The 24291-nt window shown below is 57.8% G+C and carries 17 protein-coding genes and 4 pseudogenes; 13 read left to right on the top strand and 8 right to left on the bottom strand.

Going from position 1 to position 24291, the window contains the following annotated elements; all coding sequences use genetic code 11:
• Window positions 1–285 precede the first annotated feature (285 nt).
• The 6 genes and pseudogenes from PH586_RS16520 to PH586_RS23725 all read right to left on the bottom strand — a co-directional run.
• Entirely contained in the window at window positions 286–1584 is a 1299-nt protein-coding gene (locus tag PH586_RS16520) for a TRAP transporter large permease (protein WP_271348865.1), read from the bottom strand.
• 1 nt (window position 1585) lies between these two features.
• Window positions 1586–2098 carry a TRAP transporter small permease gene (locus PH586_RS16515; protein ID WP_271348864.1) on the bottom strand — a complete coding sequence of 171 codons (513 nt, stop codon included), beginning with the start codon at window positions 2096–2098 and terminating at the stop codon, window positions 1586–1588.
• A 72-nt stretch (window positions 2099–2170) separates the two neighbouring features.
• Window positions 2171–3187: a TRAP transporter substrate-binding protein DctP gene (gene dctP / locus PH586_RS16510; RefSeq protein ID WP_271348863.1), complete on the bottom strand. Its 1017-nt coding sequence runs from the start codon at window positions 3185–3187 to the stop codon at window positions 2171–2173.
• 2010 nt (window positions 3188–5197) lie between these two features.
• A pseudogene (locus PH586_RS16505) lies at window positions 5198–6285 on the bottom strand (IS3 family transposase).
• A 178-nt stretch (window positions 6286–6463) separates the two neighbouring features.
• The gene (locus PH586_RS23730) at window positions 6464–7195 is read right to left on the bottom strand and encodes a methyl-accepting chemotaxis protein (protein ID WP_408636980.1); all 732 of its coding nucleotides are present in this window, start codon (window positions 7193–7195) and stop codon (window positions 6464–6466) included.
• A 129-nt stretch (window positions 7196–7324) separates the two neighbouring features.
• Window positions 7325–8329 (bottom strand): annotated as a pseudogene (locus tag PH586_RS23725) (cache domain-containing protein); the annotation flags it as partial.
• A gap of 240 nt (window positions 8330–8569) precedes the next feature.
• Here PH586_RS23725 and PH586_RS16495 point away from each other — a divergent pair.
• The 11 genes and pseudogenes from PH586_RS16495 to PH586_RS16445 form a co-directional block, all read left to right on the top strand.
• A pseudogene (locus PH586_RS16495) lies at window positions 8570–8972 on the top strand (helix-turn-helix domain-containing protein); the annotation flags it as partial.
• A 238-nt stretch (window positions 8973–9210) separates the two neighbouring features.
• Window positions 9211–10590, top strand: coding sequence for an L-serine ammonia-lyase (locus PH586_RS16490; protein WP_271348861.1), 1380 nt, complete (start codon window positions 9211–9213; stop codon window positions 10588–10590).
• A gap of 78 nt (window positions 10591–10668) precedes the next feature.
• Window positions 10669–11676 (top strand): GlxA family transcriptional regulator, encoded by a 1008-nt coding sequence (locus tag PH586_RS16485; RefSeq protein ID WP_271348860.1) that lies wholly within the window; start codon window positions 10669–10671, stop codon window positions 11674–11676.
• A 514-nt stretch (window positions 11677–12190) separates the two neighbouring features.
• Window positions 12191–12442: a hypothetical protein gene (locus tag PH586_RS16480; protein WP_271348859.1), complete on the top strand. Its 252-nt coding sequence runs from the start codon at window positions 12191–12193 to the stop codon at window positions 12440–12442.
• A gap of 218 nt (window positions 12443–12660) precedes the next feature.
• Window positions 12661–13788: an extracellular solute-binding protein gene (locus PH586_RS16475; RefSeq protein WP_271348858.1), complete on the top strand. Its 1128-nt coding sequence runs from the start codon at window positions 12661–12663 to the stop codon at window positions 13786–13788.
• A gap of 68 nt (window positions 13789–13856) precedes the next feature.
• A complete protein-coding gene (locus PH586_RS16470) occupies window positions 13857–14741 on the top strand; it encodes an ABC transporter permease (protein WP_333908333.1) in 885 nt (294 codons plus the stop codon).
• On the top strand, window positions 14738–15535 hold the full coding sequence (locus PH586_RS16465; RefSeq protein WP_271348856.1) for an ABC transporter permease: 798 nt from the start codon (window positions 14738–14740) through the stop codon (window positions 15533–15535). The genes PH586_RS16470 and PH586_RS16465 overlap by 4 nt, the downstream gene beginning before the upstream one ends.
• A 40-nt stretch (window positions 15536–15575) precedes the next feature.
• Entirely contained in the window at window positions 15576–16664 is a 1089-nt protein-coding gene (locus PH586_RS16460) for an ABC transporter ATP-binding protein (protein ID WP_271348855.1), read from the top strand.
• A gap of 629 nt (window positions 16665–17293) precedes the next feature.
• Window positions 17294–18505 carry a M24 family metallopeptidase gene (locus tag PH586_RS16455; RefSeq protein WP_271348854.1) on the top strand — a complete coding sequence of 404 codons (1212 nt, stop codon included), beginning with the start codon at window positions 17294–17296 and terminating at the stop codon, window positions 18503–18505.
• A gap of 326 nt (window positions 18506–18831) precedes the next feature.
• Window positions 18832–19617, top strand: coding sequence for a creatininase (locus PH586_RS16450; RefSeq protein ID WP_271348853.1), 786 nt, complete (start codon window positions 18832–18834; stop codon window positions 19615–19617).
• A 139-nt stretch (window positions 19618–19756) separates the two neighbouring features.
• Entirely contained in the window at window positions 19757–21349 is a 1593-nt protein-coding gene (locus PH586_RS16445) for a BCCT family transporter (protein WP_271348852.1), read from the top strand.
• A 119-nt stretch (window positions 21350–21468) separates the two neighbouring features.
• On the opposite strand, the gene PH586_RS16440 is transcribed toward PH586_RS16445, so the two are convergent.
• Window positions 21469–21738 (bottom strand): hypothetical protein, encoded by a 270-nt coding sequence (locus tag PH586_RS16440; RefSeq protein WP_271348851.1) that lies wholly within the window; start codon window positions 21736–21738, stop codon window positions 21469–21471.
• Between the two features lie 292 nt (window positions 21739–22030).
• Here PH586_RS16440 and PH586_RS23720 point away from each other — a divergent pair.
• Window positions 22031–22759: pseudogene (locus tag PH586_RS23720) on the top strand (methyl-accepting chemotaxis protein); the annotation flags it as partial.
• 29 nt (window positions 22760–22788) lie between these two features.
• Here the strand turns inward: PH586_RS23720 and PH586_RS16425 are convergent.
• Window positions 22789–23754 carry a GlxA family transcriptional regulator gene (locus PH586_RS16425; RefSeq protein WP_271349077.1) on the bottom strand — a complete coding sequence of 322 codons (966 nt, stop codon included), beginning with the start codon at window positions 23752–23754 and terminating at the stop codon, window positions 22789–22791.
• A gap of 120 nt (window positions 23755–23874) precedes the next feature.
• Between PH586_RS16425 and PH586_RS16420 the strand changes: the two genes are divergently transcribed.
• On the top strand, window positions 23875–24291 hold a 417-nt coding region (locus PH586_RS16420), incomplete at its 3' end, for a hypothetical protein (protein WP_271348848.1).

Genomic DNA, 24291 nt, shown 5'->3' with positions numbered 1-24291 from the left:
GCTGCGTATTTCGCGAGAGTTAGCAGGATGAATCCTGCTGCTCGACCCATCAGCACTGATGCCCGCCTGTGGTGTCATTTGCTGAAACGGGCTATGGACTATGTCGCTATTCGATTAGCCTGTTTCAGCCGCGGGAACCAAGCAATTGCATGTGGCAGGCTTTCCAAGACGTGGCCTGGCAGCTCGGGTGTGGGGCGATGAAATGACCTAGAAACGGGGCATGCCACTCGGCAAAGAGCTTGCCGGACTGAGCCAATGATCAGTCCGGCAAGCCCGGGGCCGCGCTTAGATAAAGCCCAGCAGGCGTGGCAGGAACAGTGAGAGCTCCGGCACGAAGGTGGTGACCAGCATCACTGGCAGAGCCACGAAGGCCATCAGCGCCAGTGCTGGCGCCACGGTCTTGTGGATGGATACCTTGCCGATGCGGCACGCCATGTACAGGATCGGTGCCACCGGCGGGCTGTTGGCGCCGATGACCACGGAGCAGGCCACGATCGAAGCGAAGTGCACGGGGTGTACACCAGCGCTCACCATCAGGGGCAGGAACAAGGGCGCGATCACCACGGTCACCGAGACATCGTCCATGATCATCCCGGCGACGATCAGAAACAGGTTGACCGCGATCAGGATCAGCAGCGGATTCTGAATCAGGGTGGTGACCAGCTCGGTCAATTCCTGCGGGATGCGCTCGGATGCCAGGATGCGGCCGATCATGAAGCTGAACAGCAGGATCAGAATCACCGTGCCGGTGGTTTCTGCCGCGGCGACCACGCTGCGGGCAAAGGTGCCCAGGGTCAGATCCTTGTAGATGAAGAAGCCGATCATCATCGCCGAGAAGACGGCCACTGCAGCGGCTTCAGTCGGGGTGAATACACCGCCGTAAATGCCGCCGAGAATGATGATGGGCAGCGACAATGCCGGGAAGGCGCGAATCGTTGCCTTGCCTTTACCAGGCAGTTGTTCGAGGCCGTCGCCTGCGGCACTGCTGACTTCATTGAAGAAGCGCCCGACACTGAAGCGATTGGCAGCGATCAAGCCGATAATCAGCAGGATCGCAGGTCCGACCGAGGCGGCAAAACAAGCCGCTACTGACTGACGGGTTACCACCGCAAACAGGATCATGGTGATGGATGGCGGAATCAGGATACCCAGCAACGATGAGATGCCGAGCAGCGCCGCGGAATAGCTGCGCGGGTAGCCGCGTTGCTCCAGCGGGCCGATCATGATGGTGCCGATCGAGGCGACGGCGGCGGTAGCGGTACCGGCAATGGCCCCAAAGATGCCAGACGCCATCACCATCGAGGCGCCCATGCCGCCACGGCGCTTGCCGATCATGACTTCGATGAAGTCCACCAGACGCCGGGCGATACCGCCGCTTTGCATCAGGTAGCCGGTCAAAACGAACAGCGGCAGGGCAATCAGGATCACCGAGTCGAGCGAGCGGTAGCCCTGCAGCATCATGGTATTCAGGTTGGCGTCGTAGGCGTAGACCAGGTAGGCCAATACGCCGGCGAACGACCAGGCGACGGGAACACCGATGATCATCAGCAGTAGCAACAGGCCAATTGCAATAAAACCTTCCATCTCAAAGCTCCTCTTTGCCCAGCTGCTTGATGCCGATCAGTGAACCGATCAGGTCTCTCAGCGAGTAACAGCTGCAGCCAACGGCGGCGAGCATGATGGATGCCTGCGGCAACCAGAGTGGAATGCCCATACCGGGCGTCGATTGCGGGCGGCGGACTCCCCAGGCCAGCATGCGATAGGCCAGCACCACGAAAAACAGGCAAATCAGGAAAGAAATCAGGGCAATCAGGGCCTTGTGCATCAGTTGCAGCCGCTGGTCGGTGATCTTCAATTCAATGAAGTCCACCTTGAGGTGCTCATTGCGCCGGCAGGCAATCGTGCCCCCGAGCATATACAGCCACATACCGAACAGCATGATCAGCTCCAGCAGACCGACCACCGACCAGCCGAACACATAGCGTGCCAGAACCAGAAACAGCATCAGCCCCACCACCAGCATACTGGCAACAAACGCCGCGGCCTCCAGCAGCCAGCCCACGCTTTTATCCAGTCCGGAAAAGACTTTTATGATCATTTTTTCTTCCAGCCTATGAACAAACCGGCCCGCAAAGCGGGCCGGTTGGGGAGTAAAGCCTGAATACGCTGATTACAGCGGGGAGGCGTTCTTGCGGATGGTGTCCATGATTTCGGGGCCGACTTCCTTGTCCATTTGCGGCCAGACCTTCTCGCGCGCTGCCTTGGCGAATTCGCGGATCTGCGCCTCGTTTGGCTCGAAGTACTTCATGCCGGCTTCCTGGGCCTTGGCGATGTAGTGATCATCCTGCTGTTTGGCGGCTTTGAACTGGTCGTTCATGATTTCGATAGCCGCGTCGCTGACGATCTTCTGTTCCTCTTCGCTCATGCCCTCCCAGGTCTCCTGATTGCCGGAGAGAATGCCGGTCATGAAGAAGTGCTTGGTCTGCACGTAGTAATCCAGAGAGTCACGGAAGTATTCGTAATCCCAATAGATCACGTTGCCCGCTTCACCATCGACCACGCCGGTCTGCAGAGCGGTGTAGACTTCGCCCCAGTCGATTGCGGCGGTCTGGTAACCCAGCGCCTGCATGGTTTGTGGCGCAGGGAATACGGTCATGGTGCGCACTTTCAGGCCATCGGCATCGGCAATGTTCAGGGCATACTTGCCGCGCGAGCCAACACCGTTGAAGCCTTCTGGCCAGGGGCCGAAGAACTTCAGGCCGATGTCGCTATAGATACCGCCCAGCATGTTGTTAACCCAGCCGCCGGGGCTGTAGGCATTCAGTGCTTCATCCCAGGACATGGTCATGTAGGGCGTGTAGATAACGCCGATACGCTTGTCGTAGGACGTCATCGGCCAGTTCAACATCAGGTCAACGTCACCGGCCACATGCAGGTCAAATACTTCCTGCTGACCGCCAAGTTCGTTCTGATAAAAGACCTTGGTTTTGATCTCGCCGTTCGACTTCTGCTCGATCAACTCCCCCCACTTTTTCAGCGCATCACCCGCCGGTGAGCCCTGGGTACCGGAGTCGGTGGCCAGTTTCAGTGTCAGTGCATAGGCGCTGGTGCTCATAAGGCAGGCGGTTGCTACCGCGCTAGCGAGCAGGGTCTTCAATGTGACGTGGATGTTTTTCATCTTTAACATCTATTCAATCCTTACTATCAAATTGGGTGCCTCGAGTTACGCTGACAAGCCGGTTGCATGTGAAAATCCAAGCAGCCATTGCCTGTCTGACAGGATCACACCTCCAAACTGTGCCACCAGCTTCCAAACTTCTAATTTCGAGCGCCGTCAGATGCTCCAGGCTCAGCCTGGCTGAGCCATTCGTTTCGCATTGCCTGGAATAGGCAACGCCTGCCACTGCCGGTATTGCCTGTCCAAGTTTGTGCAGTTGTCCGGCAGCGCCTTCAACCTCAAACGAGTCGCATCATCAAGGTGTAACCTCCTCTCTCCGTCGGGCACGCCAACGGATTCTCCGCAGTCTCCGTACGGTCTAAGGAAGGAGTGGTTAAGCCGCATGACAGCGCGCTGTGCTTAGGGTTAAGCGCTAAATCCATGTTACGAGCGCGTGTATTGCAGGGTGTTCTGGCTGCGACGGTTAAGCGCTTAAAAACGCTGCTCCAGATGCAACTATTGATCTATGTCAATGGCAGCTGAGGGAGGCTGATCGCTACAGGACTCCTGGCCAGGGGGGGCAGTATTAGGGGGGCAGCCCCTGATCTCGTTTACTCTTTTGGCGTCATTTCATGGAACAGGAGTTACCAGATGCCGCGTCGAGGGCGTGTGCTGTTGACGGGAGTCCCGTTGCACCTGATTCAGCGGGGGAACAAGCATTCGGCCTGTTTCTTTGCTGAGGAGGATTACCCGTTCTATCTGGAGCACCTTGCGGATGAGGCAAGAACGCCTGACTGCGCGATCCATGCCCGGTGCCTGATGACTAGCCATGTTCATCTGCTGATCATCCCGCCAAGCGGGAAAGTGCCGGGAGGCAGATGAAGAGGCTTGGTCAGGGTTATGTGCACTACGTCAATCGTACTTATCGTCTTAGTGGCACGCCGTGGCAAGGTCGCTTCCGCCTCCTGCTCGATGCAGGAATCGATACGTTGAGATGAACCCGGTGCGCGCTGGAGGGATGGAGCATCCGGCAGAATATCGTTGGTCGAGTGCTCGAGCGAAGGCCCAGTCTGAGCAATCTGCGTTGATCACACGACACTCCTTCTATCAGGCGCTGAGCGAGACGGACGGGTCATCGGCGTAGTCCTATCGTGAGCTTTCGGTACCAGCTTGACCCAGGCCTGGTCGATCAAGTCCGTTCAGCCACCAGCGGGAACTCCACACTTGGTAGTTCAAGGTTCACGGCCGAGGTGGAAGGCGTGCTGGGGCGGAGGTTGACCTGCGCAAATCCTGGGCGACCAAAACAACGTCTCTGAGGTTGACTGAGACGGTGTCGGTCCCTGACTCATGCATGACGCATGGGGCGCCCAGTGCGCATCCTCATGGCTTTGCCGTAATTGACGAGATGCCAACAGTCCTGGGGGCACCTAGACATTTCATGGTCAGCATCATGATCGGGGACTACAGCGGTCATACATTGGGGCTGGGCTGTGACACCTATGACGTGGGCTTGCACGGCGTAACCGATATCAATGGCCAGGTGTTACTTGCCGGCGAGCAGGATTGCGCGCCAGAGCCAGCCACCGGTGCCGCCCTCGGTGGCCGAAGGTCAGGGGGGCGTTGAGCTGAAGTTTGAATCGCCCCGGATGTGTAGTGCGGAGCGGCGCTAAGGTGTTGGCGCTGCAAGCCCGGTATTTACTGAATTTCAGGCACAAAAAAAGACGTCCGTGGACGTCTTTAGATGTATGGATGGTGGAGCCGGGGGGATCCGACCTAACTCGTCGAATCGAAGGGCTTCCGCCTAGAGGTTCAAGCCGACACTTAGCGTAGGCCTTGTGCTGTCTGGCTTTCTCAATGCTCAAACATAGGCAGATTTTTTTGAGCGTCAAGGGTGTAACAAAATAGAGCGCTGATTTCGGGGTAATTGTGTTGGGGTGGAGTGGGTCACTTGCCTGGGTTCAAATCCTACTCAAGGAGTTGAACCCAGGGTCGATAGTCACGGGTAATCCCCCCATTTTTAGTACTTGCCAGAAGTAGAGGTCAGGCCGCGATGGCCAACTTCTGTTTGGGGGTGATGCCTCCCAGCGCCATTTTTGGTCGTTCGTGATTGTATGTCCACACTCAGCGAGTTGCATGCTCCTGCACCTCGGCGATGGACTCGAATAAATAGTGCCCCAGCCAGTCGTAGCGCACGGTGCGGTTGTAGCGTTCGACGTAGGCGTTCTGCTGCGGATTGCCAGGTTGGATATGCTCCAGGCGGATGCCGTGCTTTTCTGCCCAGAGGACGAGCTTGCTGCTGATGTACTCCGGCCCGTTGCCGCTGCGGATGGCCCGTGGCTTGCCGCGCCATTCGATGACCTGATCCTGTGCGCGCACGACACGTTCCGCCGGCAGTGACAAGTCGATATCCATGGCCAGGGCTTCGCGGTTGAAGTCGTCGATCAGGATGAACAGGCGGAAGCTGCGACCATCGGCCAGTTGGTCGTACATGAAACCCATCGACCAGCAGTGATTGATCGCTTCTGGCACCGTCAGCGGTTCGGGCTTCTCCCGCACGATGCGTTTGCGCGGCTTGATCCGCAGGTTCAGCTCCAGTTCCCGATAGATCCGGTACACCCGCTTGTGATTCCAGCGGTGGCCTTTCACGTTGCGCAGGTACAGGAAGCACAGGCCGAAACCCCAGTTGCGCTGATTGTGCGTAAGCCGGATCAGGTGGTCGGCGATCTCGGAATTCTCCGAGGACAACCGCGGTTGGTAGCGATAGCAGGTGACGCTGACCTCGAAGGCCAGACACGCCTGCTTGATGCTGAACCGGCCCGAGCGCACCGCATGCTGCGCCATCTCTCGCCGCCGAGATGGCTTCACCACTTTTTTGCCATCGCTTCCTGGATGATCTCGGCCTTCAGGCGCTCCTCGGCGTACATCTTCTTGAGGCGACGGTTCTCATCCTCCAACTCGCGCAGCCGGGCCATCAATGAAGCGTCCATGCCGCCGAACTTGGCGCGCCACTTGTAGAAGGTTGCCGAACTGATGCCATGCTCGCGGCAAAGCTCGGGTACCGGGCTGCCGGCTTCGGCCTGCTTGAGGACAGCGATGATCTGGCTGTCCGAAAAACGCGATGTCTTCACGCAAAATTTCCTTGATCCGATTAGGAGAAAATTCTACTTCTGACGAGTACTGATTTCAGGGGGGATTACCAAATTCAATCCTTGGTGCTCGGTATTCCTTTGTAGCGCCGCTATTTTCTGCAGGGCGAAGTGAGGGGAGTCTACTTCTGGCGATCACTGATTTCAGGGGGATTACCACTCAGTCCGTACGGAAGCGCCCCACCAATGTGTTCAACTCGCTGGATATTTGCGTCAGCGAGCTCGTGGTGGTTTTGGATATGCTGGACACTTCGCTTATACGACTGGCATCGCTGTGAATATCAGTGATATGGCGGTTGATGTCTTCGGCCACCGCATGTTGTTCCTCGGCCGCAGTGGCAATCTGGGTGTTCATGTCCTTGATTGTCGTGACCGCCTCGTGCACGCCAGCAAATGCCTCTTCCACCTGGGTGGTAAAAGCCACCGACTCGCTTGATTGCGCCAGGCTGTGCTGCATCTCCAGTGCGACGCTCTGGCTGCTGGTGACCAGTTTGTTGAGCAAGCCGTTGATCTGTTCGGTCGAATCGGAGGTCCGCTTGGCCAAAGCGCGAACTTCATCGGCCACCACGGCAAAACCACGTCCTTGATCACCTGCACGCGCTGCCTCGATAGCGGCATTGAGTGCCAGCAAGTTGGTCTGTTCGGCAATACCGCGAATGTTGTCGAGAATGGTGGTGATGCCTTGGGTATTCTGCTCCAGTTGGCTGATCGACTCAGCTGCCTGACGAATACGCTCTCCCAGGCTGCTGACCTGGCTGACCATGAGGCCGATGACTTGCTGCCCTTTATGCGCCTGATCCTGTCCAAGCTGAGCGGCTACAGCGGCGCGATTACAGTTGATGGCTACTTCATTGGCCGTGGCAACCATTTCATGGAACGCAGTAGACACCATGTCAACGGCCATCAATTGGCGTTGTGCTGTAGAGTCGAGCTGGCCGGCCTGTGTACCTATATCCATAGCCTCCCGCTCGACTTGCAGGCTGGAAGCGCGAATCTCCTTGATCAAGTTCTGGATACTGGCGACAAAGCTATTGAAGCCCTTGGCCATTTGCGCCGTTTCATCATTGCCCTTGATATCCAAACGTCGCGTCAGGTCGGCGTCGCCGCTGGCAATATCGCGCAAGCCCGCCGAGGTATTGTTGATCGGCGCAATCAGCACTTTGGACAGTGCTACGCCGCACAACCCGAAAGTCACCACCAGAACACCACCGAGAAGCGTGATTACCCACACCAGATGCCAGGCACCGGCGCTGATTTCGCTACTTTCTATCAGGCCGATATAGGTCCAGCCCAGAGTGGGCGATTTATACACGCTGGCGTTGTAGTCTTTGCCATCCAGTTGCACGCTATAAAAGCCTGCTGGCTGGCTGGCGAGAAACTTGTACCCATCACCCAGGCTTGCCAATGCTTTGAAGTTGTATGTGGGGTGCATAGGATCGGCCAACACTGTGCCGTCACTTTCCAGCAGTAACAGATAACCATTGTTGCCAAAACGAATATTCTTGGCCACTTCTGTCAACTTGTTCAGCGAGACATCCAGAGAGATAACACCTGTTCCGCCATCGGCATCGATAAAGGTCTGCGCGGTGGAAATGATGACAACGTTATCCTCTGCAAATTCGTAAGCCTGAGTACGAACAGGCTTGCCATTGTCAGTAAGCGCTGCCTTGAACCAAGGGCGTTCGCGCGGATCGTAGTTGGCGCGAATCTCAGACACTGGCCATTGCAGATAATGCCCCTGGCTAGTCGCCGCATACACATAGGCGTAACTGGGGTGCGATTTGCCAATCTGCTCGAACAACTCATAGATCGCAACGCCAACCCCACTGGTAGGAGGAGACATTTTCGTTGCCTGCGATGCTTCCATATAGCTGGGAAGGTTGCTGTCGGCGGACTTCAACAGCCGAGTCTGAGTCAATAGTGTGACGTTTTCTGCGGCGCTTTCAAGGAAAAAAGAGAATGCATTATCCACTTCTTGAATCTGCTTAACGCTGCTCTGATTGAATAGCGTGCGCTCCCGATCCATGGCCTGTCTGGTGACAAATAGCGTAATGATCAGCACGGGAATCAATGTCACGACAATAAAGGCGGCTATCAGTTTGAAGCGAATAGTCATACAAGCCTCTGTTTTATTTTTGGTGTCACCCGGGATGACTTGCAAAAATAAACTATGTGGGAATACCCACGTTTGCCTGAAATCGACCTGAAATTGTATGAGTTCGCCCTATCAATGTCGGATCAAGATCCCGGTTTTGTGAAAACGCATAGGCTGGAGATTTCGGCGCCAGTCGTATTCAAATGGTGCAAGCGCTATCAGGAAGCTGGCCTCGATGGACTGACGATCTCCCTCGCAGCGACATCCACGAAAGCTCGACGAGGCGAAGATTAAGGAAATGCTGACCCTGACGACCCAGCGTGTATCGTATGAGGCGACCCACTGGAACTTGCGACTGAGGGCCAAATACGTGGGCGTTACCGTCTGGCAAGTCTCCCATCTATGGGCCGCTACCGATCTCAAACCCCACCGACTGAAAACCTTCAAGATTAGCAACGACCCGCGCTTTGCTGGCAAAGTAGTCGATGTGGTTGGGCTGTGCCTGAGCCCACCTGACAATGCACTGTTGCTGCCAGTTGACGAGAAAACCCAGATCCAGGCGCAGGTTCGCACCCATGCTAATCAGCGTGCAAAACTTTCCAGATTTCCGGGGTGAACAGCGGCCAAACCTCATCATAAAAAGACGGGGTTTATGGAGCGGTTACAGTTGACCACTACAGTCGCTATTTTTAATGAACAGTGACTTTGAACACTTTTGGGTCGAAGTTAGACAATTTTAGCCTGTGTCGTCGGCAGACAATTCCCCTCAGCAAGCGCCCAACTCCTGCGCTTAGTCAGATGAGGAGGCCGTAGTGGCTATCAGTGTGTTCGATTTGTTCAAGATTGGTATCGGCCCATCCAGTTCACATACCGTCGGCCCCATGCGCGCCGCGGCGCTGTTCACCGGCGTGTTGCGCGAGCGTCACCAGCTTGAGCGGGTGCAGCGCGTGGAAGTGCGCCTGTATGGCTCGTTGTCGGCCACCGGCATCGGTCATGGCAGCGACACCGCGGTGATCATGGGCCTGATGGGCGACTGGCCGGATCAGATCGACCCGGCGCACATCGCGCCGCGCATTGAAGCCCTGCACCGCACTGGCACCTTGCAGCTGGATGGACGTCTGCCAGTCGCCTTCGACTGGCAGCGCGACATGTTGCTGCTCGAGGAAAACCTTCCCTATCACCCGAATGCCATGACCCTGACGGCCTACGCGGCCGACGGCAGCGAGTTGAGTAGCGGCACCTATTATTCGGTCGGTGGCGGTTTTGTGGTCGATGCCGAGCAGGCGGCCAGCGGTCAGCTGGACCAGGATCACACCCAGTTGCCTTACGACTTCTCCAGTGGCGACGAATTGATGCGCTTGTGCAAGGAGCATGGCCTGCGCGTGTCCGAACTGATGATGGCCAACGAGAAGGCCTGGCGCAGTGAGGCGGAGATCCGCAGCGGCCTGATGCGTCTGTGGCAAGCCATGCGTGATTGCGTCGAGCAGGGCCTCAAGCACGAGGGCATTCTGCCTGGCGGGCTCAACGTCAAGCGCCGCGCCGCCAAGCTGCACCGCAGCCTGCAGGAAATGAGCAAGCCCAACGTGATCGGCTCGACCCTCAGCGGCATGGAATGGGTCAACCTGTTCGCCCTGGCGGTCAACGAGGAGAACGCCGCCGGCGGACGCATGGTCACCGCACCGACCAACGGCGCGGCCGGGATCATCCCGGCGGTGCTGCATTATTACGTGCGCTTCAGCCCGGCGGTAAGCGAAGCCGATGTGGTCGATTACCTGTTGGCCGCGGCGGCGGTCGGCATCCTGTGCAAGAAGAACGCCTCGATCTCCGGCGCCGAAGTCGGTTGCCAGGGCGAGGTCGGCTCGGCCTGCGCCATGGCTGCGGCCGGCCTGGCGGAGATTCTCGGTGCCACGCCCGAGCAGCTGGAAAACGCCGCCGAGATCGGTCTGGAGCACAACCTCGGACTGACCTGCGATCCGGTTGGCGGGCTGGTCCAGGTGCCCTGCATCGAGCGCAATGCGATCGCCGCAGTGAAGGCGATCAATGCCGCGCAGATGGCCTTGCGCGGCGACGGCCAGCACTTCATCTCGCTCGACCGGGTGATCCGTACCATGCGTGACACCGGCGCCGATATGCACCACAAGTACAAGGAAACCTCGCGCGGTGGCCTGGCCGTCAGTGCGATCGAATGTTGAGTCGAGCCGTCTAGTTTCGTCCATATCGTATCAGTAGATATCCCGCTGCCTGATCATTGCCGGCTAGTAGAGGTGAGCATGTCCAGTTTCGAAGCGTTGAAACAGCCCGCAGAGGTTACTTTGGAAGCGATTGGCTTCTTGCTTGCCGACAATTTCAGTTTGATTGCTCTGGCTAGTGTGTTGGAGCCTTTGCGGCGGGCCAATCAGTTTTCTGGGCGTAGCCTCTATCGCTGGAAAACCCTGACCGAGGACGGCCGTCCAGTGCGTGCGAGTAACGGTATGTTGGTATCCCCGGATGGCGTCGCCAATGACGAGCTGAAATTGGATGCCTTGATTGTTTGTGGCGGTGATGCGTGCCCGCGCGCTTGTAGTCCAGAACAGATTCGCCTGTTACAGAGTCAGGCTGCGCGCGGCGTGCATCTGGGAGCTTTGGGATCAGGCAGCTGGGTATTGGCTAATGCGGGGCTTCTGAACGGCTATGAGTGCTCTACGAACTGGGAGCTAAAGGTCGACATATGCGAGGCTTTTCCCAAGGTATTGCTTAGTTCGCAGCAGTTTGTCCTCGATCGCGACCGCTATACCGCAGGGAGTAGCGGAGCAGGGATGGATATGATGTTGCAACTAATTGGCCGCAGCCACGGCCCGGCTTTAGTGGGTGCGATCAGTGAGACGTTGGTTCTTGAGCAAGTTCGTTGCGGGCCGACGTCAGGGTATGCATCATTCCGGCACATGCTGGACAGTACCCCGCCGAAGTTACAGGAAGTGATAACGCTGATGGAGGCTAATCTTCAGGAGCCCATCGAACTGGATCAGCTGGCTAGTTTTATTGAGTTGTCGAGACGACAGCTTGAACGGCTGTTTTGCCAGTACCTGCGCTGCTCGCCGTCACGCTACTACTTAAAGCTGCGCCTAATTCTGGCTCGGCAGATGCTTAAGCAAACGGCTTTGCCCATAGTCGATGTCGCTTTCGGCTGTGGTTTTGTTACCGCCTCGCATTTTTCCAAGTGCTACCACGAGCACTTCGGCGTTGCGCCGAGCCACGAGCGCCGGAGCAAGCCCCCGCGCTGTCGTCTGGCCTTGCACTGATCCTGCATTCCTCACGGAAACATTTTTTAGGTCCGCACATGCCAGCCGCATGTGCGGCCTTTTTTTTGGGGTACACCCGCCATGGTGCTGTCTTGCTCACTGTGGTGGTGAAAGCGGCACGCCAAGAACCTATCGCTCAACATGGCTATCGCTTTCGTACTGGGAATTGAACAGCACTTTCAACCACTAAGGCAGACATGACCTTTTGCGCCTAATTCGGTGCCCGTTGGGGGAGGATTCCACCAGATGATGACCAAGCGTCTGTAAGTTATGGATGGTGGTGCTGTTGAGTGAAATCGAGACTCTCAACGGCTTGCGACACCCCCCTATCGTGTCGCTGTTTGAGGGCTGACAGAAAGGACGTTCAGACGTTTTGAGTGAGTTTTTTGAGTCGTATCTGACCATCTTCGGGTCGGAACTGTACAAAAGTTGAGTGCCATCATCTGTTCGAATGATTTCAGCCACCTGCCAAATCAGTGTGTCGAATCACGATGAAACGATGAGAGTTCTCGTCATGTACATGTCCAAGATGCTTCGGATTCAGAGCGGCCAGATAATCGATTTGACTTTCTCGGCCCAGAAATACGCAGCTCGCCTGATCAGGCTGTCTGCCCACGCGGCGGTAGAAAATATTGATGCGGCGACCTTTACCGCTCCCCTCAATGGCATCAATTGCAGCGATTTCTGTATTGCTTCTGCGACTACCGCCGCGCGTACGGTGCCCCCAGTCTGCCCAGAGGAAAACACTATCCGTATGTGGGGATGAGCGCGTGTTGCGTTCCGTCGAACAGATGTTGACTCAGAACATGGGGACACAGCATCCCATGCACCACGGCATCCGAACTTTGGTCGGTAAATAGGGGTTATTCGATTTCATTCACGCGTCGCACCAGCATCTAAGCTTTAAGTTGCGGCGTGATGGAGAAAGCAAGTGGCAGAGCTAGAAGGACAGAAGCACCTTTCCATTATCGAGGAGAGACAATAATGAACAATCGCATCGACCTTTCACGACGGACATTTCTGAAAACCACCGGAATCCTGGCGGGTAGCGCGGTCCTGGCTGGCGTCTTGCCCTTGAGAAGCTTTGCCGCAATGGAAAAAGAGCTGGTCATCCTGGCTTGGGCCGGGCACGCCGAGCAGGATATTGTCGGCGACTTCGAACGCCAGTTCGGGGTCAAGGTAAAGGCCAAGTACTATACGGGCGGCGACAACATGCTGGGACTGATTTCGCAGTCCCCCCCCGGCACCTTTGACTTGATCCTATCTGACGCCGAATACGTGCAGCAACTCAACGCTGGCGGCTACATCGAGCGGCTTGACCCCGCCGACTACCCTTTCGACGACTTCTTCCCCGAATTTCAGAAATTTCCCGGGCACTGGCTGGACGGCGAGCTGTACTCAGTACTGATCCGTTTTGGCTTTCTTGGCATCGCCTACAACACCCAGCTGGTTCCCGAGGCCAAGGTGCATAGCTATGACGTGTTCTGGGACGAGAGCCTCAAGGGCAAGATCGGGCATTTCGACTGGCATCTGCCGAACCTTGGGCAGATCAGCCTGCTCAATGGCAATTCGCGTCCGTACGATATCGATGATGCGCATTGGAAAGCCGTCCAGGAGAAAATAATGACTCTGCGTCCGCAGATCGGTGGTTTCTTCGACTACGGCGGAACCTTCTCATCGCTGAAGAACGGCCAGATCCATGCAATGTGCGGCATCGGCGACTGGATCACCGGGGTGCTGCAGCGTTCCGGCGCGCCGGTTAAGACCGTAGTGCCGGAGGAGGGTGGGTTGCAGTGGACTGAGTCCTATTGCATCGCCAAGAACGCGCACAGCCCCGAGCTGGCGAAGAAGTTCATCCAGTACATCACCGCGCCTGAAGGCCAGGTCAAGACGGCGAAAATGGCCGCTTACCCAGCATTGATTCCGAGCAAGAAGGGCTGGGAGCTGCTGAATAAGGTCGATTCCGCCGAAGCCCAGCGCCAGAACATGGTGATCGGCCAACGCAACGTCATGGATGATATCCGCGATGGCCGCATCAAGTACCGCGAACTCCCTGTTCAGCAGAGCTTGGAGGAGTGGAACGACTTCTGGTCGGAATACAAGAGTGCCTGAGCATAAACAGCGGGGTGGTCGTAATGGCTTCACGCAAGAGTGATGACCCGCCGCGGATCGACGCCAGCATGAGCGGCGCGCAGCCGCTTGTGCCGGCCCGTGTCGACAGAAAATCCTTCCGCCTGCCTTGGTACGGCCTCAGCTTCTCGATGCCGATCCTCATCTGGCAGATGATTTTCTTCGTCTTCCCCCTGGCGTTCCTGGTCGCGATCAGCTTCTGGGTCGTGCGCAATTATCGGATGGTGCCGACGTTCGAGTGGTTGAACTGGAGCTACATGCTCAGCCGCGGGTTCTTCTGGGACGCCTATCTACACACGCTGGCAATGGCTGCGGGAGCAACGGTGCTGGTGAGCCTGGTGGCCTTCCCGTGCGCCTACACGATCGCCTTCAAGTTCCGCGAGTCGGTCAAGCAGCTGATCGTGTTGCTGCTGATCACCCCGTTCTTCACCAGCTACCTGGTGCGCACCTACTCATGGCAGGTATTTTTGAGCGACAACGGTATTCTCAATGCCGCCCTGGGCCAGCTCGGGCTGGGGCCCTTGCCGATGCTCAACTCCACGTTCGGCACCTATGTCGGCTACTTCACGCTGTGCCTGCCACTGGTGGTGCTGCTGCAGCTGTTCAGTCTGATGTACATCGACCGCTCGTTGATCGAGGCGGCCCACAATCTCGGTTGTGGCCGCGTGCGCACGGTGTTCCAGGTGGTAGTACCCTCGGCGCGGATCGGTATCGTCGTGGCGGCACTGTTCTGCTTCATCCTGACCTTCGGTGATTTCGTCAGCCCGCTCTACCTGGGCGGTGGCCAGCCGCCGACCTTGAGCACGCTGATTACCGACACCACCAAGTCGGGACAGCAATGGCCGCGCGCGGCGGTGATCGCAACGATGATGATTGTGACGCTGCTGATCACGGCCTTCGCTTCGATCGGCTTCGCCTACCGGAGACGCGCATGAACGAGAATCGTCTGATCAATCTGTTGCTGCGCAGTTACGTAGTGCTGGTGTTCATCTTCATCTTTACCCCGATTGCCGGCAGCTTTGTGTTTTCGTTCAACGTCGACCGTTTCCCGTCCTTGCCGTTGGGTGGTTTCAGCCTGCGCTGGTACGAGGCCATCGGTGCCGACCCCGCGGTGTGGGAGGCATTCAGGAACAGCCTGACGGTGGGGGTGGTAGTGTCGTTGGTGTCGACCTTACTGGGTTTTACGGCGGCCTATACCGACTTCCGCTATCACTTCTTCGGCAAGTCCGTCTACATGGCGCTGGCGCTGCTGCCGCCGACCATCCCGGTGGTGATCATGGGTCTGGCGATGCTGGCGTTCCTGTCGCGGGTTGGGCTTTCCGGCGATCTGCATTCGGTGATGATCAGCCATATCGTGATGTGCACTCCGTTCGCAATGGCGGTTATCCGAATGCGCTTGGCACAGATGGATCCGAACATCGAGGCGGCGGCGTGGAACCTCGGCGCCAGCCAATGGAAGGCCATGCGCTATGTGATCCTGCCGTTCGCGGCTCCGAGTGTCTTCGCTGCGCTGTTGGTGACCATGGCCGTTTCCTTCGACGAGTTCGCCGTCGCCTGGTTCGTCTCGGGGCTCAACGAGACGGTGCCGGTGCGCATCCTCAATACGCTGCAAGGGCAGGTGAGCCCGACCATCAACGCGATCGGCACTATCGTCTTCATCACCACCATGACCTTGGTGATCGTCGCCCAGCTGCTGCTGATGCGCCGGCAGAAGCCGACGGGCGCCTGACGCCCTCCCGACCAACACCCGAATCCGAAGGATTTCAGCCATGACTCAAGCGCTGGTGGTATTTGACAACGTGGTCAAGCACTTCGGCAGTTTCCAAGCCGTCGAATGCATGAACCTCGAGATCTACAAGGGTGAGTTTATTGCGATCATGGGATCGAGCGGCTGCGGCAAGACGACGACACTACGCATGCTCGCCGGCCTGGAGAAGCCGAGCAAAGGCGAAATACGGCTTAACGGCGTGCGGATCAATGACCTCTATTCCTGGGAGCGGGAGACCCCGCTGGTCTGGCAGAATCTGGCGCTGTTCCCGTTTCTCAACGTGATCGAGAACGTCGAGTTCGGTCTGAAAATGCGCGGTATGGCGAAGGCCGAGCGGCGCAAGAAGGCGTTGCTCTGGCTCGAGCGACTCGGTCTGGAGGAGTTCGCCGTGCGCGATATCAGCCAGCTCTCCGGCGGCCAGAAGCAGCGCGTGGCGCTGGCCCGATCACTGGTGACCGAGCCGCCGATCCTGCTGCTCGACGAGCCGCTAAGTGCGCTCGATGCCAACCTGAGTGTACGCATGCAGAGCGTGCTGACCGGGCTGCAGAAGGATCTTGGCATCACCTTCGTCTACGTCACCCATAGCCAGTCAGAAGCCTTCGCCATGGCCGATCGCGTGGTGATCATGAGTCGGGGCCGGGTCGAGCAGATCGGCTCGCCGCAGGAAGTTTTCCGCGAGCCGCATAACCGCTTCGTCGCCGAATTCGTTGGCGGCAAGAACATCCTCACCGGGAGCGTCACGGGTTTCGACGATGCGGGCCTGGTTAGTTTCAGCTCGGAGCACGGCGAGTTTCAGGCGCGGCTGCCGGACGGCAAGACGGTCGTTCCGGGCGATCAGGTCACCGTTTGCCTGAGCGCCGAACATGTCGACCTCAGCGTACAAGCCAGTCGGCCCAACCGGGTGGCTTGTACCGTGGTCGGCGAGGAGTTCATCGGTTCCATGGTCAACATCCACCTCGAAGCCAAGGATGGGCTCGAGCTGCAGGTGCAGAAAATGCATGCCGATTACGACCAGCTCGGCATACGCAGTGGGCACCAGCTCTATGCCGAGTGGGAGGGCGAGAGTGCTCTGATCCTGCGGGGTGAATGAGCATTGCCGTCCACGCAGGCCAACGTCCCTGCCAGGGAGCTAAGACTGACTCCAGGAACCTTTCCTCGCGATCTCAGTACGACCACAGGCTAAACCGAAAGGGGGGGCGGCTGGCCGCTAGGCTGCCGCGCGGTTCCCTATTTAAGGCCTAGGGGCTAGTAACGTGCTCATCTCAATTTAGCGTCGGCCCCGGCTTCCCGTCGCACTGTTTGTTTGGCCTAGTAGGCTTGTAGGCCATCTTTTTATCGATCTAGTCGTTACCCCGTCTGGGGTTGAAACATTGCGAGTGAGACAAATCCACTGCATGCGCCATCATCCGCGCAGTGGCGTTGAACCGTGTGTTGCCTTTTCATGGCTCGCGGGATCGTTGCTATGCCTTTCCTGGGGCGGGTTCTGCACGATGTTGAGGCGCCTCGCTGGCGGCCCTCGTGGGTCTTGCATATAGGCGTGCCGTCGGCACTACTAGCCGGATTGCCGAGGGGATCTGTCCGGCAGACTGGGGGAGCGGAAATGACCAATTACAGGTCGGAAACGTGCAAAAACTGCTCGATGGCATCTGTTGCAATGCTTTCCAACGGCACTGCCAAGTGGATGTGCCGAGTCACTGAAAAACAACAAGGGTTCTCGCCATGCAAATGCCCCAGACGCTCCGGATTCAAAACGGTCAGAAAGTAAAATCTACCTTCTCCGCGCAGGAATATGCCACTCGCCAGGCCAAGCTGCGCGCCCACATGGCGGCAGAAAACATCGATGCGGCGATCTTTACTTCTTACCATAATGTCAATTATTACACTGATTTCGTGTACTGCTCGTTCGGTCGTCCATATGCCGCGGTGGTGACCCAAGACGCGGTCGTGACCATCTCTGCGAACATCGACGGTGGTCAGCCTTGGCGCCGTACCGTGGGCACCGACAACATCGTCTACTCTGACTGGCAGCGCGATAATTTCTTCGTCGCCATCCTGCAGGCATTGCCTAAGGCCGGTCGTATCGGCATCGAGTTCGATCACCTGAACTTGCAGAACCGCGACAAGCTGGCTGCGCGCTATCCATCCGCCGAGCTGGTCGACGTCGCTGCTCCTTGCATGAAAATGCGCCTGGTCAAGTCTGCTGAAGAGCACACGATCATTCGTCACGGCGCACGTATTGCCGACATCGGCGGCGCTGCGGTAATTGAGGCGTTGCGTGACCAGGTACCGGAATATGAAGTCGCCTTGCACGCCACTCAGGCAATGGTCCGTGAAATTGCGCGCACCTTCCCAGAAGGCGAGCTGATGGACACCTGGACCTGGTTCCAGTCCGGGATCAACACCGACGGCGCGCACAACCCGGTGACCAGCCGCAAGGTGAACAAGGGTGACATACTCAGTCTGAACTGCTTCCCAATGATCGCCGGCTACTACACCGCTTTGGAACGCACCCTGTTCCTCGACCATTGCTCAGACGAGCATCTACGCCTGTGGGAAGTTAACGTCGAAGTGCACGAAGCCGGTCTCAAGCTGATCAAGCCGGGCATGCGCTGCAGCGATATCGCGCGCGAGCTGAACGAGATCTTCCTCAAACACGACCTGTTGCAGTATCGCACCTTCGGCTACGGCCACTCGTTCGGCACCCTGAGCCACTACTACGGTCGCGAGGCCGGGCTGGAACTGCGTGAAGACATCGACACAGTTCTTGAGCCAGGCATGGTGGTTTCCATCGAGCCGATGATCATGTTGCCTGAAGGTCTGCCGGGCGCGGGCGGTTACCGCGAGCACGACATTCTGATCGTCAACGAGCAGGGTTCGGAGAACATCACCAAGTTCCCGTACGGCCCAGAGCACAACATCATCCGCAAGTAATGCCAGAAAGCAGCGCAGAGGGGGAAACCACCGCTGCGCTGCTGCCATTGTCTCGCACCTAGGCCATCAGCCAGGAGGCAACAGCATGAATACACATGGCAATTTGTTTCGCTGGATATTCGCTTCTAGTCCTTGGGGCGTATGCACTTGGGCCTGCCGGCGGTGCTGTTCGTCAATGATATCTACTTGGCATACCCTACTGCCGGATGAGGCTATCGCACTCCTTCAGTTTCCTCCGCACCTTGGTCAGAGACCTGATCTCTTTGCAGGGCAGTTGGCGCAGCAACGATCCTGCACAATGGCGGATTCGTTAGAGGATAGAAGCAATGAATAAAAGTGTCTTTGTAGGCGAGCTCACATGGAAGGAGTACGAAGCCTCGATTGCCGGTGGTGAGCGGGTGTTGTTCCTGCCGGTCGGCGCGCTTGAACAGCACGGCCATCACATGTGCATGGACGTGGATGTGCTGCTGCCCACGGCTGTTAGCCAGCGGGTGGCTCAGCGCATAGATGCGCTAGTGTTGCCAGCCTTGCATTACGGTTACAAGTCGCAGCAAAAATCCGGTGGGGGCAACCACTTCCCCGGTACCACCAGCCTGGACGGGGCCACACTGACCCACAGCGTTCTGGACATCATTCGCGAGTTGGCACGTCACGGCGTGCGCCGCCTGGTGCTGATGAACGGGCACTACGAGAACTCGATGTTCATCGTCGAGGGTATCGATCTGGCATTGCGCGAACTGCGCTATGCCGGCATCAACGACTTCCGGGTAGTGGTGCTGTCCTACTGGGACTTCATCAAAGACCCAGACGTGATCGCACAGCTCTACCCGGACGGTTTTCTCGGCTGGGATATCGAGCATGGGGGGGTATTTGAAACCTCGCTTATGTTGGCGCTCTACCCTGAGCGAGTCGACATGGAACGGGTCGTCGATCACCCCCCAGCAAGCTTCCCGCCCTATGACGTCTTCCCCATTATTCCCGAACGCACGCCGGCTCCCGGCACCTTGTCTTCCGCTGTCGGCGCCAGCCGTGAGAAGGGCGAATTGATTCTGCGTGTCTGCGTAGCGGGTATTGCTAGCGCCGTGGAGGAAGTGTTCAACCCACCCTCCTAAGCACTTGCCAGCGTTATGCAGTGTTTTGCCCAATGATTCTGACAAATATAAGAATGATCGAGAGGCTAACAATATGAGTACGGGACAAAGCGCGGTGCCTGCCGCGTCAACTTATGCGGGAGGAGCACATGAATCGCGTGTGGCTATTTCCCAGAGTACCTGGCTGAAGGGCCTGAATCCGGTAGTAACCCTGGGCGCGCTGGTGGTGATCGCCGGTGTGATGCTGGGTCTGCTGATGTTTCAGGAGCAAGCCGCGGCGTTTTTCGACCGAGTGCGCAGTGGTATCACCTATGCGTTCAGCTGGTATTACGTGCTGATTGCCGCGCTGTTTCTGTTCTTCAACGGCTGGCTGGCCTGTAGCCGCTTCGGCCGCATTCGCCTGGGTCGCGAGGATGAGCGACCAGAGTTTGGTTACTTTGCTTGGTTCGCCATGGTGTTTTCCGCCGGTCAGGGTATCGGCCTGATCTTCTGGAGTATCGCCGAACCGATGTTCCATATGCAGGGCAACCCCTTCAGCACCTCGACCATGAGCGCTGAAGCGGCGGAAACCGCGATGCGCATCAGCTTTTTCCATTGGGGACTGCATGCCTGGTCGATCTACTGCATCGTCGCCCTGGCGCTGGCGTATGCCGCCTTTCGCAAGAACCTGCCGCTGACCATCCGTTCGACCTTGCGCCCGCTGTTCGGCCGCGCCATGGACGGCCCATGGGGGCATGCGGTGGACATTTTGGCGATCCTGGCGACCATCTTTGGTGTGGCCACTTCGCTGGGATTGGGTGCGCAGCAGATCAATGCGGGGCTCGATCGCTTGGTTGGCTTGGAAAGCTCGGTGTTGGTGCAGCTGGGGTTGATCACAGTGATTACTGTGGTCGCCGTGCTCTCTGCGGTGTCCGGGGTCAATCGCGGAGTGAAGATGCTCAGCGAGCTGAACATCATCCTGACCATCGTCCTGATCGTGTTCTTCTTCGTCTGGGGGCCGACCCGCTACTTGATCATGTCGCTGGTCGATGCCACGGGCGATTATCTCGCGAATGTTATCGAGATGAGCTTCTGGACCGACGCCAGCAAGCAGGATCCGTCCGCCTGGGAGGGTTGGAAGTCGAGCTGGCAAGGCTGGTGGACGGTGTTCTATTGGGGCTGGTGGCTGTCGTGGGCGCCCTTTGTCGGCGTGTTTATCGCCCGAGTATCCCGTGGCCGCACCATTCGTGAGTTCATCCTGGGTGTGATCCTGGTGCCCACAGTGTTGACCTTCATCTGGATCGTCGCCTTCGGTGGTACCGCCGTAAGCCATGAGCTGTTCGGCGAGGCAGGCATCTCAGCGGCGGTGACCAAGGATGTCGCCAGCGCCTTCTTCGTGACGGTTGATTCCATGAACCTCGGCGGCCTTGGCACCGTGGCGCTGTGGTTGGGCACCCTGCTGGTGGCCACCTACTTCATCACCTCGGCCGACTCCGCGACCTTGGTTCTGACCACCATCATGTCCCATGGTGCTATCCACCCAGCCAAGCGTCATCGGGTGTTTTGGGGGGGGATGCAGGGTGTAGTCGCTGGTGTGCTGCTGGTTGTCGGTGGCGCAGCATCCTTGGCCACCCTGCAGACGGCGGCTATTGCGAGTGCATTGCCATTCTCTTTCATCATGCTGCTGATGTGCCTGAGTCTGATCAAGGCGCTGCACGCAGAAGCTCCGGTGGAACTGGGCGCTGTACGGGCAGAAACCTCGGCTGCCATTTGAGGCATCGCCGGCCGCCAGCTTTGGCGGTCGGCGCAGTTTCAGGCGCTAGGCAAAAAACTCATACAAGAATAACTAAAGAGGTTTACTCCATGACCCCTTGGCTACTTACGCTGTTCATTTCACTCAACCTCGCCATGCTCCTGATCGCCGCCGGCGCCTATTTGTGCCGTTCCGCCAAAGGAAATCCCGACAGATGAAGTAATTGCCATTAACTTTAATGAATGGTTCTCCTGAAGCCTTCTGATAGTCATCTTCGGGGTCATGATAGGGATCGACTTTCTCTCCTCGCGCAAAGTCAAAGACAGCAATGAAAGTAGTATTTTGCTCGCTGGGTGCAGTCTCGGCGCCAGCGCCATAGTTGCCACCCGCTTCAGCAGCTGGGGTTTCATGGGTTCACCGGCGGTGACTTACGAGTTCGGCGCCATCGTGTTGCTGGGCAACTTCTTATTCGCTCCGGCGATCATGATTGCGCTGCTGTTCTTCGCCAATCACTTGCAGAAGCGTGCCCTGCTCATGTGCAGCAAGACCATCCCCCGAGTTCATCGGCCAGATTCACTGCAGTGGCAGCGACGGGCGTCTGTTGTAGAGTGTGGCTGCTGCTCAAGCCCTGCATTACTTGAGCACCTCGTTGCGCGAAGTCAACAGCGGCTAGGGTGATCTCTCGCGTCGGCTGCCGGCGATGAACGCACCTCGCGGACTTCCAGCGAGGCCGAGTAGTCCTCCACTTACTTGCAGGAACAGTTGCAGGAACTGGAACTGCTGGCTACCGCCATGCAGGAGGTTGCGTCCAGTGCCGGGGATGTCGGGGGTGCCACTCAGGCGACCAAGTAACTGGCCGATGACATGGATGACACTTGCCAGGCGATCAACCAGTTGGTCAAGCTCAGCCACAACATCGAATCGATTCTTGCGGTAATAATAAGCATTGTCGAGCAGACCAACATGCTTGCCCCTCAACGCGGCCATTGAGGCGATCCGTGCTGATGAGCCAGGCGTGGTTTTGCTTCGGTGGCCGTTGAGGTGCGTTCTCTGGCTTCGCGTACCCAGCAATCCACCCGACAAATCCGCTAGATGATCGACCAACTTCAGAGCGGGGTGAGGCACATGGACGCGAGCATGTAGAAAAGCCGCGAAAGCGCTAGCCAGAACCCCGACGATGCTGGCGCCACCAACCACATGCTGGAGCGTATCCGCGAGGCGATCAGCCGCATCAACGACATGAACTTGCAGATTGCTACTGCCGCCGAGCAGCAGAGCGCTACCAGCGAAGAAATCAACCGCAACACCACTAACATCCGCGACATCAGCCATCTGGTGGCGGACGGCGCCGAGCAGCAAGTTCGGCAATGCAACGTGATGGTCGAGCAGGTAGCACAGCAGGATCAGTTGCTGGAGCGTTTCAGCGTGTGACCTTGATGTATGTGGGGGTGGGCGAGCCCTCAGCTCAGGGCGCTCTGCTTGCGTTCACCGCGTGGCGAGTGGCCAAAAAGTCGGCTGTAACACTTGGAGAAGTGGGCCGGCGAGGCAAAACCACAGGACAGGGCGATGTCGCGCACTTGCGCATTGCTACGCAGAAGCAAATCGCGAGCGCGGTTCAGGCGCAATTCCAGGTAGTACTGACCTGGCTTGCGCTCTAGATATTTGTGAAACAGTCGCTCCAGCTGGCGTACCGACATCTCGTTGAGTTGGGCGAGTTCCTCCAGCTCCAGCGGCTCCTCCAGGTTGGCCTCCATGATCGCGACTATCTGGCTCAGCTTCGGCTGAGCGTTGCCGAGCTTCTGCCGCAAAGGCACGCGCTGTTGTTCGCGAGAGCCGCGCATGCGGTCGCAAAGCAGCAGCTCGGCGGCATGGGTGGCGATCTCCACACCGTCCGGTTCGCGCGCGATCAGTTGCAGGGTCATGTCCATGGAGGCGGTGCCGCCGGAGCAGGTGTAGCGGTCGCGGTCCAGCTCGAACAGCTGATTGGAGATGATGATCCCGGGGAACTTGTCCTTGAGCTGCTCGATGTCTTCCCAGTGGATGGTACAGCGGTAGCCCTTGAGCAGATTCGCGCTGGCCAGCAGGTGGCTACCGGTGCAGATGCCGCCCAGTGGCACATGGTGCTCAGACAGCTTGCGTAGCCAGTTGAGCAGGTTGCGGTCGTTCTTCGCCGGAATCGGGTTGGCACCGACCACGAACAGGGCGTCCAGCTCGGGGGCGTCGTCGATGGAGTGATCCGGTACCACACACATGCCGTTGCTGGCGCGCACTGGCTCACGGTCGGCGGCGATCAATAGGGTTCGAAAGAGGGTGCGTTTGGCAGCCAGGTTGGCCATGCGCAATGTCTCGATCGCGCAGGCGAAGCCAATCGTCGTGAAGTTTGGGCTCAGCAGGAAACCAAAGGTTTTCACTCGCGTGGCCGGCATCGCGGCAGACAGGTGCTCGGCGGTTGCCAAGGGGGGCGATGCTTGTGTCATTTGTTTTTCCTCATCCACTTTCAGCCGCTCTCGATTACTTGCAGGCATGGGCCGGCTGCAGGGGCAATTGTGCAATTTCTTGTTGGTGGGCGTCAGCGGAACATCTGCGCCAGCTGCAATATTACACCCATTGCAGAGCGCTTTGATCGCCCCGGGGGGCATCGTCCGCTGTGGTGGCACAGGCGCAAAGCGGATGGCCTGTTGCGCAGCAACGACCAAGTTCGTTCCGCTGATCTCCTCTTTACGTCGACAGCTGCGGCGCCCTACCAGTTTGAACACTTTCACGTCGGAAATGAGCAAACGGCCCCCAGGTGCATTTCGCACAATCTGCTGCAACAGGCGTCACCTATCCAGCCTCCTGCCGATGCGCAAAGCAATGTGCCGAGTAATGGCCTCCAAGAGGGAGTGGGTTGGAGGTACGTCCTGATCAATAACAACAGGCGACCCAATATCGTCGCAGGGAGATTCGAGATGTTCAGCAAACAA

It is taken from the genome of Pseudomonas aestuarii (assembly GCF_027988105.1).
GTDB lineage: Bacteria > Pseudomonadota > Gammaproteobacteria > Pseudomonadales > Pseudomonadaceae > Aquipseudomonas > Aquipseudomonas aestuarii.
The sequence above is the reverse complement of the archived record's forward strand: the minus strand, read 5'-3'. Positions and strand labels throughout refer to the sequence as shown.